Annotated in this window: 9 protein-coding genes; 3 read left to right on the top strand and 6 right to left on the bottom strand. The window is 69.3% G+C overall.

Going from position 1 to position 10,458, the window contains the following annotated elements; translation table 11 throughout:
- Positions 1-44 precede the first annotated feature (44 nt).
- Positions 45-1,013 carry a hypothetical protein gene (locus AAG816_RS20470; RefSeq protein ID WP_341991534.1) on the bottom strand — a complete coding sequence of 323 codons (969 nt, stop codon included), beginning with the start codon at positions 1,011-1,013 and terminating at the stop codon, positions 45-47.
- A gap of 180 nt (positions 1,014-1,193) precedes the next feature.
- On the opposite strand from AAG816_RS20470, the gene AAG816_RS20475 reads away from it, so the two are divergent.
- The gene (locus AAG816_RS20475; protein WP_341991535.1) at positions 1,194-1,820 is read left to right on the top strand and encodes a TetR/AcrR family transcriptional regulator; all 627 of its coding nucleotides are present in this window, start codon (positions 1,194-1,196) and stop codon (positions 1,818-1,820) included.
- Positions 1,821-2,117: 297 nt separating this feature from the next.
- Positions 2,118-3,356, top strand: a complete 1,239-nt coding sequence (locus AAG816_RS20480) for an MFS transporter (RefSeq protein WP_341991536.1) — start codon at positions 2,118-2,120, stop codon at positions 3,354-3,356.
- A gap of 9 nt (positions 3,357-3,365) precedes the next feature.
- On the opposite strand, the gene nhaA is transcribed toward AAG816_RS20480, so the two are convergent.
- Positions 3,366-4,556, bottom strand: coding sequence for a Na+/H+ antiporter NhaA (gene nhaA / locus AAG816_RS20485; RefSeq protein WP_341991537.1), 1,191 nt, complete (start codon positions 4,554-4,556; stop codon positions 3,366-3,368).
- 526 nt (positions 4,557-5,082) lie between these two features.
- Between nhaA and AAG816_RS20490 the strand changes: the two genes are divergently transcribed.
- Positions 5,083-6,351, top strand: a complete 1,269-nt coding sequence (locus AAG816_RS20490) for a DUF2254 domain-containing protein (RefSeq protein ID WP_341991538.1) — start codon at positions 5,083-5,085, stop codon at positions 6,349-6,351.
- 103 nt (positions 6,352-6,454) lie between these two features.
- Here AAG816_RS20490 and AAG816_RS20495 read toward each other — a convergent pair whose 3' ends face one another.
- The 4 genes from AAG816_RS20495 to AAG816_RS20510 form a co-directional block, all read right to left on the bottom strand.
- Positions 6,455-7,909 (bottom strand): FAD-binding oxidoreductase, encoded by a 1,455-nt coding sequence (locus tag AAG816_RS20495; RefSeq protein ID WP_341991539.1) that lies wholly within the window; start codon positions 7,907-7,909, stop codon positions 6,455-6,457.
- A 173-nt stretch (positions 7,910-8,082) separates the two neighbouring features.
- Positions 8,083-8,796, bottom strand: a complete 714-nt coding sequence (sfsA, locus tag AAG816_RS20500) for a DNA/RNA nuclease SfsA (RefSeq protein WP_341991540.1) — start codon at positions 8,794-8,796, stop codon at positions 8,083-8,085.
- A 77-nt stretch (positions 8,797-8,873) separates the two neighbouring features.
- Positions 8,874-9,698, bottom strand: a complete 825-nt coding sequence (locus AAG816_RS20505; RefSeq protein ID WP_341991541.1) for a hypothetical protein — start codon at positions 9,696-9,698, stop codon at positions 8,874-8,876.
- Positions 9,699-9,802: 104 nt separating this feature from the next.
- Positions 9,803-10,264: a PaaI family thioesterase gene (locus tag AAG816_RS20510; RefSeq protein WP_341991542.1), complete on the bottom strand. Its 462-nt coding sequence runs from the start codon at positions 10,262-10,264 to the stop codon at positions 9,803-9,805.
- Positions 10,265-10,458: the final 194 nt, after the last annotated feature.

Genomic DNA, 10,458 nt, shown 5'->3' on the forward strand with positions numbered 1-10,458 from the left:
CCCGTAGGCGCATACGGGCCGTTTGAGGGCCGGGTTCGCGCCTTCTACTTCTGCGTGACGTGCCCGTGCATCCCGGCGTGGTCAGCCAGCGCCGTGCACGCGTGCGCCCAGGCCGGGTCCCCGGCATACAGCGCCGAGCGCAGGTAAGCCCAGGTCATGCGCTGGGTCACTGCAAGGCGTTCAGGGTCCTCATCATCGGTTTCCTTGGCATCATAGCCGGCGATGCCGCCCAGCCCGTGCTTGCCGCCGATGAGGGTCAACAGCCCGTCGCTGCCGGGACCGTGGTGATAGGCATCCCCATGCCAATCGGCACCGCGCACGGTCAAATGCGGATTGACGTCTTGGTCCCCGACAACCACCAGCGTCCGCGTGGTGAGATGGGCATAATCCGGGTTCAAGGCCGTATAGTTCGCCCGCGCAAAGGCGCTCAGGCTGTCGCCGCCATTGCCCGGGGCGGCGAGAAGCACACCAGCCTTGATGCGCGGCTCGATCAGGCTCACGTCCGTCGCGGCCGGATCCTGGGTATCGGTCAATCGGGCCCCGAGCAGGAGCGCGACGGTCTGGCCGCCCAGGGAGTGCCCGACAGCGGCAATGCGGCTTCGATCCAGACGACCGGCCATCGTCGGAACCGCCGCTTCGATGTCGTCGAGCCGGTCCAGGATGAGCGTCATGTCCTCCACCCGCGACCGCCAGAAGAAGGGGGCGCCCGGCGCCTGCGCATCCAGGCCCGCCACCTTGGAATTGGCATGGGTGGGCTGAATGACCGCGAACCCGTGTTCCGCATAGAAATTCACCAGCGGCCCATAGCCATCCTTCGAGGGGAGATAGAGCGAGGGGCCATGGCCGTGGGACAGCAGGATGATGGGCAGATCGCGTCCGGTGACCGGCGCGGTGATGCGAAGTTCAAGGGGCATCCCGCGGCGTGGCGCCGGCAGCGTCACCGGGCTGACGGAAAGAGTGGGCATCGCCTGAGGGATGGGCAGGTGGCTGGCGTGGGTGATCAGCTTGTTCATGGACGTTCGCCTGGATTTGAATGGCGAAGCTGGCGCGGCTCGCCTATACGGCAGAAACGGAACCATGCTCCAATTTAAACGGAACATAGTTCCATTTATCGACCCGATATACGGAACACCACTCCGCTTATCAAGAGCGAAGGGGTGCGCCAGTACACGCGATCGGCGCAGGAGGCGCTTTTGACCCAGGCACCGCCCAAGGCCCAACCGGAGAATCCCCTCCCCCAGCGGCGCCCGCGTGCGGATTCTCAGCGCAACGAAGAGGCGGTGCTGGAAGCGGCAAAATGCGTCTTCGCCACTTCAGGGGTCGATGCCCCGGTGCGGGAGATCGCCGCCAGGGCCGGGCTCGGCATCGGCACGCTGTATCGCCACTTCCCCAACCGGTCCGATCTGATCGCCGCCGTGTTCCGCCGCGAGGTGGATGCCTGCGCCGAAGAGGCACAGCGTCTGGCCGCAGAGCACCCGCCCGGCGAGGCCTTGATGCGCTGGCTGCACCGTTACACCGCCTTCATCGCCACCAAGCGCGGCCTCGCCGCGGCGCTGCACTCCGGCGATCCGGCGTTTGATGCGCTGCCGGCCTACTTTCAGGCCCACTTCGAACCGGCGCTCGGGGCGCTGCTGGCTGCGGCCACGGCCACCCACGAGATCCGCCCCGATGTGGCCCCCTACGACCTGTTGCGGGCCATTGGCAACCTCTCGACCGCCTCCGGCGCGGATGGCGCTGACCATACCCGGCGCATGGTCGGTCTGCTGCTCGACGGGCTGCGCTATGGCGCGGGCGCGCCGCCGCCGAAGGCGGCGCCTTAGGGGTTCGGGCCTGCGCGCGGGGGGGGGGGAACCCGCGCTGGTCGAACGACAACGCCGTGATCTGGGCGGTCAACCGCGCGCAGCGGATGGGGACCATCCGTTCGGTGATCCACGAGACACCTGTCCGATTCCCGCAGACCGACCGCCGGCCTGCCCGCAGGTCGCCATCCGCTGTGCGCGCGGGGCGCGAAGCCATGTGCCGGACGCAGAGCTAGACCCGTTCCAAGCGCCTGAGAATACAGATACATACCCTTAAGCCGGTCCGCCCCCCAAAGAGGCCGGCTTCGGGAGAGCGCCGTGTCCGTTGCCGCTGCCACCCTGCCGCCGCCCTCCCGCGAGGTGGCGACCATCTCCGCCGTGGGCGTGGCGCATTTCACCAGCCATTTCCTGCAACTGGCGTTTGCCCCGCTGTTCCTGTTCATGCGCGAGGATCTCGGGGTCTCGTTCACCGAGCTGGGGCTGATCCTGTCCAGTTTCTATCTCGCCTCCAGCGCCGGGCAGGTGCTGGCGGGGGTGCTGGTAGACCGCTTCGGCGCCCATCGGCTGCTGCTGGGCGGCATGGCGCTGCAAGCCGGCGCCGTGGCCGCGCTGGGCCTCGCGCCGGCCTATTGGGTGATGCTGCCGCTGGGCGCGCTGGCCGGTCTCGGCAATGCGGTCTACCACCCGGCAGACCTGTCCATCCTCAGCCACCGCATCCGCCCCGAGCGGCTGGGCCGGGCGTTCGCCGCCCATGTGATCGCCGGGAATCTGGGCTATGCCGCCTCGCCCTTGGTGTCGGGCGCCATCGCCATCAGCTTCGGCTGGCGGGCGGCGCTGATCGTCATGGGCGTGGCCTCGCTGGGAGCGACCCTGGCGCTGGTGCTGGCGCGCCCGGTGCTGCACACCCCCTCCAGCCACGACCAGCCGGCCACCGCCAGCGGCGAGGCGCCGCCGCTCTCCTTCCTCGGCGTGCTGATGACGCCGGTGGTGCTGCTGGCGTTCGGCTATTTCCTGCTCTCCTCCATCTCGCTGGTGGGGATCCAGAACTTCTCCATCGCCGCTTTGCAGGAAGGCTTCGGCATTTCCGTGGGCCTCGCCACCCTCACCGTCACCCTCTACCAATTGGCCACCGCGGGCGGGGTGTTCGTGGGCGGCATTCTGGCGGACCGGGTGCGCCAGCATCATCGGGTGGCCATGACCGGCCTTGCCGCCGCCGCCCTGTGCGCCATCCTCGCCTCGGTGACCTCGCCGCCTGCGGCGGTCACCGTGGCCCTGGTCTCGGCCATCGGCTTCGCGGTGGGCATCACCACGCCGTCCCGCGACGTGCTGGTCCGGCGGGCGACGCCCGCAGGGGCCACCGGCAAGGTGTTCGGCGTGGTCTATTCCGGCTTCGACGTGGGCGCGCTGATGGCCCCCCTGATCTACGGCGCCCTGATGGATGCCCATCTGGCGCATCTGGTGTTCCTGGTGGCGGCGGTGCCCTTGGCGGTGGGTGTGTTCACCGTGCTGGGCGTGCGCCCCCGCCCGCCGCAGGTGCGCACGCTGCGGGAGGCCTGAGCCGGCGGCTCAGGCCGTGGCCCGGCGCGGGCCGGGCAGGCGCAGCAGCGCGTAGCCGGAGACGCCCGCCAGCAACGAGCCGGCCAGAATCCCGTATTTGATCCGCACCTGCAGGGCCGGATCCTCGAACGCCAGCAGGCCGATGAACAGGCTCATGGTGAAGCCGATGCCGCAGAGCAGGGAGACGCCCAGCATCTGCCGCCAGGTGGCGTGCGCCGGCAGGTCGGCCAGGCCGCTGCGTTCCGCCAGCACCACCGCCCCGAACACCCCGATCAATTTCCCGAACAGCAGGCCGGCGGCGACCCCGAGCGCCAGCGTATCGCCCAGGATCGCCGGCGTGACATGGGCGAACGAGACCCCGGCATTGGCGAAGCCGAAGATCGGCACCACCAGGAAGGCGACGGGCAGGTGCAGCGTGTGCTCGAGCCGATGCAGCGGCGAGGATTCCGGCTTCGCCTTCGCCTCCGCCGGTGCGGCGCGCAGCGGGATGGTCAGCGCCAGCAGCACGCCGGCGATGGTGGCATGCACGCCGGACAGCAGCACCAGCACCCACAGCGCCGCGCCGAGGGCCAGATAGACCGGCAGCCGGCGCACCTGGAGCGCGTTCAGCGTGCACAGCAGCGCCAGCACCGCCGCCGCGCCGAGCAGGGCCGCGAGGTTGATCTGCGCCGTATAGAACAGCGCGATGATGATCACCGCGCCCAGATCATCGATGATGGCCAGGGTGGCGAGGAAGATCTTCAGCGAGGCCGGCACCCGGCGGCCCAGCAGCGACAGCACGCCCAAGGCGAAGGCGATGTCGGTGGCGGCCGGGATCGCCCAGCCGCGCAGCGCGCCGGGATCGGCGGCATTGAACGCCACATAGATCAGGCCGGGCACCACCATGCCCCCCAGCGCCGCCACGCCGGGCAGCGCGCGGCGCGCCCAGGTGGAGAGCTGGCCGGCCAGCATCTCGCGCTTGATCTCCAGGCCCACCAGCAGGAAGAACACCGCCATCAGGCCGTCATTGATCCAGTGCAGCAGGCTGAGCGGGCCGATATAGACCTTCAGCACGGCGAAATAGCTGGATGCCAGCGGGGAATTGGCGACGATGATGGCCAGCAGCGCCACCGCCATCAGCACCAGCCCGCCCGCCGCCTCGCTCTGGAGAAACGCGCGCAGGGCGACGATGGGCCGGGACCGGATCACCTGCTCGCGCATCAGACCGCCTCCCCAGACCAGAGGGCGCGCAGAGCCGGGACGGGCACGAAACGGGCGACAGCGGGATGAGGGATTGCGGCACGCCGGACTGCGGATCGGGCGCTATCGACAGCAACAGAAAAAGGGGGTGTCCCCAGAGGCAAGAGCATCAGAAAAGGTCTCCGCCCTTGGCGGCCCGACCAAAGCTTACACCTGCCCATAGCCCCATCCGGCTTGAGCACCCAACGCGCAACATTGCATCGATGAGAGCGTATCGCAAGCCTAGCAGCATTGGTAGTACGACGAATCTATTGCCAATAGATGCGCGCCTGCGGTGGGATTTGCTATTGTCGAACACCGCCTCACGCAGTCTTGACTGCGCTTCATTTCGGCCCGCCCCCGAGGATCCGCGGCCTCTCGCGGCCCCTGTCCCGCCTCCGAGTGCCGTCCCACCGACGCCGACGTCCAAAGATCGGCGTCGCGCGATGGAACCAACGGCGCCTCCACAACATAGTCTCCGGTCGGACAGCGAACCCCGGAAGGCCGAATGTCGAAGTGGCAATGGATCCTGCGTCAGTTCGGCCGGAGTCTGTGGGTGCGGGCCACACTGATCGGCTTCCTGGGTGTGGCGGCGGCCGGTCTCGCGGCGATCGCTGAACGCTTCCTGCCCTGGCAGTTGCGCTACGACATCAGCGCCGATGCGGTGGACAGCATTCTCTCGATCATCGCGTCCAGCATGCTCGCGGTCACCACCTTCTCGCTCAGCGTGATGACTTCGGCGTACAACGCCGCCGCCAGCAATGTCACGCCCCGCGCCAAGCGGCTGCTGGTGCAGGACCGGGTCACGCAGAACGTGCTCTCCACCTTCATCGGTGCCTTCCTGTTCGGCATGGTCGGCCTCGTGGTGCTGAAGACGGGCGCCTACGGCCCGCAGGGGCGGGTCGTCCTGTTCATCGTCACCGTGGGCGTCATCATTCTGGTGGTCGGGGCGCTGATGGGATGGATCAATCATCTCACCACGTTCGGCGGCGTGGGCGCGACCACCGATCGCGTGGAAAACGCAGCCCATGATGCCCTCGTCGCCCGGCTGGACCTGCCCTTCCTCGGCGGCGTTCCCGCCGCTGCCGATGACCCCGAGCTGCCGCTGCCCGTGCTGTCGTCGCAGACAGGATATGTGCAGCACATCGACCTGCCCGCCATCGCCGGCTGCGTCGAGGCGCTGGATGTGGATGCGCACGTGTGTGTCGTGCCGGGTGCATTCATCTATGAGGGCACGCCATTGGCGCGGCTGGATCGCCCGGCGCTCGACTCGAAAAAAGAAGACGCCGCCGACACCGCCATGGACGAGGTGCGCCGCGCCTTCACAATCGGCCGGGAACGCAGCTACGATCAGGATCCCCGCTTTGGCCTTGCGGTGCTTAGCGAGATCGCGCAGCGGGCACTGTCGCCGGCGGTGAACGATCCAGGCACCGCCATCGACGTGATCGGCCGCTGCACCCGCCTGCTGACGCTGTGGGCGAACCGGACCACCGAGGGCGAGACCATCGAGCCGCGCCACAAGCGGGTGCGGGTTCCGCTTCTGACAGCGGCCGATCTGTTCGATGACGCCTTCCGCCTGATCGCGCGCGACGGCGCCGCGCTGGTCGAGGTGCAGTTGCGGCTGCAGAAGGCACTGCGGGCCCTGGCGGAGATGGGCGACGACGCCTTCAAGGACGCCGCCCGCGCCCAGGCCGCGCTGGCGCTCCAGCGCGCGGAACAGGCCATGACCCAAGACGCCGACCGCGACAGGGTACGCGCGGTCGCGGCCAGTTGGTGAGGGCTCGGCGGTTGGCATGAGCAGGATGGGGCCGAGATCCGGCTTGGTAAGCCCACCGCACCTTGATCAATGTCGGATTCGAAGAGGGCGCACGCTCGCCCCCTCACCCCTTCCCCACCAACACCTTACCCGGATTGAGCAGCCCCGCCGGATCCAACGCCGCCTTCAAGGACGCCATCACGTCCAGCGCCACCGGGTCCTTGTACAGCAGCAGTTCCTCGCGCTTCAGCAGGCCGATGCCGTGCTCGGCGGAGATGGAGCCGTCGTAGGAGGCCACCAGATCGTGCACCAGGCGGTTGAACGCCTCCCAGCTGTCCAGGAACGCGGTCTTGTCCATGCCGATGGGCTGGCTGAGGTTGAAGTGGATGTTGCCGTCGCCCACATGGCCGAAGGCGCACACCCGCAGCCCCGGCATATGCGCCTCGCAGGCGGCGGTGGCGGCGAGCACGAACTCGGCCACCTTCGACACCGGCACCGAGACGTCATGCTTGATGGAGCCGCCCTCGAACTTCTGCGCCTCGGACAGATCCTCGCGCAGCTTCCACAGCGCGTGGGACTGTGCCTCGCTGGAGGCGATCACCGCGTCGGCGATTTCTTCGGCTTCCAGCGCCTCGCCCAGCACGCCTTCCACCATGGCGGCCAGATCATCGTCGCGCCGGGTGGAGGTGAGTTCGGCCAGCACATAGAAGGGCTGCCGGTCCTGGATGGCGCGCACCGCGCCGGGCATGTGCTTGAGCACCATTTCCATGCCCACGTCGGGCATCATCTCGAAACCGGTCAAGGCATCGCCCGCCACCGCCCGCAGGCGGCGGAACAGCGCCAGCACCTGATGCGGATCAGATAGGCCCGCCAGCACCGTGGCGCGGGCCTTGGGCTTGGGGAACAGGCGCAGCACGGCGGCGGTGATGATGCCCAGCGTGCCTTCCGAGCCCACGAACAGATCGCGCAGATCGTAGCCGGTATTGTCCTTGCGCAGGCGCGACAGGCCGTTCCAGATCCGCCCGTCCGCCAGCACCACTTCCAGGCCCAGGGTCAATTCGCGGGTGTTGCCATAGCGCAGCACGGCCGTGCCGCCGGCATTGGTGGCGAGATTCCCGCCGATCTGGCAGGTGCCTTCGGAGGCGATGGAAAGGGGAAACAGGCAATCGGCCTCGGCGGCGGCGGCCTGCACCTGATGCAGGGTGCAGCCCACTTCGGCGGTGAGCGTCAGGTCGGTGGCATCCAGCGCCCTGATCTTGTTGAGCCGGCCCAAGGACAGAAGAATGGCGCCGAACGGCACCTGCCCGCCCACCAGCCCGGTGTTGCCGCCCTGCGGCACCAAAGGCAGACCGGCGGCGGCGCAGGTTTCCACCACGAAGGCCACTTCGGCGGTGGAGCCCGGCCGCACCACGGCGGGGGTCTCGCCCCGATAGAGGCCGCGCGGCTCGGTCAGATACCCTTCGGTATCGCCCGGCTGGGTGATGACATAAGCCGGCCCGATGCGGGCGGCGATACGCGCCAAAGCCGCGTCCAAATGGTCGGCGGCGAGGTGCAGGGGGGTGGGGGCGTGGCTCGACATGGCGCGGGACAGTGCCTCAGCGGCGCGCAGGCGGCAAGCGGCGCACCGTCGCAATCCGCCGCGCATTTCAGATCTCGCGCGGCCGAGCCGCGCATCCCGGCGTTTCTCGCGGCTCAGCCACGCATGGGGCTTTCGCGCGGCCTCAGCCGCGCATCCCGGCGTTTCGCGCGGCCTCAGCCGCGCATGGGGATCTCCCCCGCCACGGCGATGCCCTCCACATCGATGCGGCAGACCAGGCCGATGGCCTCCACCCCCGCCGCCCGCGCCAGGTCGAAGGCGCGGCCATAAGCGGGGTCGAGATCGCGGGCGAGGCTGATCTCGCGGGCCGAGGCGATCTGGCTGAGATAGACCATCACCGCCCGATGCCCCGCCGCCACCTGCGCCGCCAGTTCCACCAGATGCTTGGCGCCGCGGGCGGTGACGCAATCGGGAAACTCCGCCGAGCCCGGACTGCGCATGAGGTGGACATTCTTCACTTCCACATAGCAAGGCGGGCGCCCCTCGGCCTCCAGCAGCAGGTCGATGCGGCTATTGACGCCATATTTCACCTCCCGCCGCAGGGAGGCATAGCCGGCGAGCGCGCCCACCTGCCCGGCGCGGATGGCATCGGCCACCAGCGCGTTGGGATGCATGGTGTTCACCCCCACCAGTTCGGCGCCGCTGCCGAAGTCCGCTTCCACCAATTCCCAGCCGAAGGGGAGCTTGTGCGCCGGGCCGGTCTTCGGCGCCAGCCACACCCGCGCGCCGGGGGTGTTGAGCCCCAGCATGGCGCCGGAATTGGCCACATGGGCGGTGACCTCCCGGCCATCGTCCAGCACCACATCGGCGAGGAAGCGCTTGTAGCGCCGCAGCAAGGTGGCCGGGACGAGCGGCAAGGGAAAACGCATCAGGAGGATCGCCGGCACGGGATAAGACTGCCGGCTTGGAGCATCCGCCGCCCGGTGGTGTCCAGGCTTTTCGCGCCCTACGGCCGCGGCGCGGGGCCCGGCGCCGGGCGGGCCTCCACCGCGGCGATGATCTGGATCTGCGCCGCCTCATAGCTGAGCACCGCGCCGCGATTGTCCACCAGCGTGGTGCGGAAGCTCTTTACCCGGGCGGGATCCTGCACCTGGGTGTTGAGATCCACCTGGATCATCAGCTCGAACCCGTCCGCCACCGCGGCGCGGTAGGCGTCCAGCCGGCCGATGGACACCGCCGCCGACACGAACGGACAGACCGGCTTCTTGCCGCCGCAGGCGCGCGCCTTGCCGTCGCCGAACAGCCAGATCAGCGTCACCGCCCCCGGCCCGGTGCCGGGACGGCGCACCGCGGGCGGGCCGTATTTTTCCGTGACCTGCGCCACCAATTGCGCCACCGGCGGGGCGGCGGGGCCGTTGGTGAATTCCATGCGCCGGGCGATGCCCAGCACCGGGGCCTGGCTGGTGGGCAGGCCGAAATAGACCGTCATCTCGTCCTGCACCGCCGCGCCCGCCTGCCGCACGGCGATCTGCGCCAGCAGCGCCTTCGAGCGGAACATCCGCCCCTCATTCACATAAGTGACGCTGGCCTTGGTCGCCTCCGGCCGGCCGCCGGGATAGAGCTTGGCCAGTTCCGCGCGCACCGCGTCCTCACCCATGCCGGGGGCGATGCCGCGCACATCCGGCTCCACGTCCTTGAGCACATAGGGCACCGGCGCGGCCACCGGCGTCAGCACCAGATCCTCGGCGCGGGCGGTTCCGGCCAGGAGGGAGATGAAGAGCGCAGCCGCCACGATCACCGCGCGGGCCGGGGCCGGAGAGAGACCTCGCATCCGCTCCCCCTCCCCTCTGCGCCGGGCGACATGGCGCGCGCCGCCCCGATCTAAACCCCGCTCATCTACCGGCGGCCACCTTGTCTCGGGCTTGCGGCCGGCCGTCAGGCGCGGGTATCGGCGCGGCCCACCAGGCACATGAGGGTCTGGGTGGCGGTGGCGCAATGGGTGCGGGTGGTGCCGGTCTCGCCATAGACCTCCACCCGGGCGATGGTCAGGGTGCGCCCCGAGCGCACCACCTCGCCCACCGCCACCAGCCGCTCGCCCCGGCCGGGGGCCATGATGTTGATCTTGTATTCCACCGTCAGCACGGTGGCGTCGGCGGGAAACAGCGAGAAGGCCGCATAGCCGCCGGCGGTGTCCGCCACCGCGCCGATGGCGCCGCCATGGAAGAAACCGTGCTGCTGGGTCAGGTGATCAGCGAACGGCAGCACCAGTTCCACCCGCCCCGGCGCCACCGCCCCCAGTTGCGCACCCATGGTGGTCATGAACGGCTGGCGGGCAAAGCTCTCGCGCACGCGGGCCTCATAATCCCCATCGAACGGCGTGAAGGCGGGCGCGGACATGATGGCAGATCCAGGGTGGGAGGAAGGGCTGGCGATCATAGGGGCATGGCGGGAGCGGACGGAAGCGGCCTTGGGGCCGGCGGCCGACCGCCCGGCCCCGGCCGTTTCACCCCCCTCCCTGCCCTCCCCCGCAAGGGGGGAGGGTTGGCCGCCTGCGGGGCGACGGCCTTACGCAAGGCGCCCACATCACCGCC

Origin of the sequence: Azorhizobium sp. AG788 (assembly GCF_943371865.1) — a bacterium.
GTDB lineage: Bacteria > Pseudomonadota > Alphaproteobacteria > Rhizobiales > Xanthobacteraceae > Azorhizobium.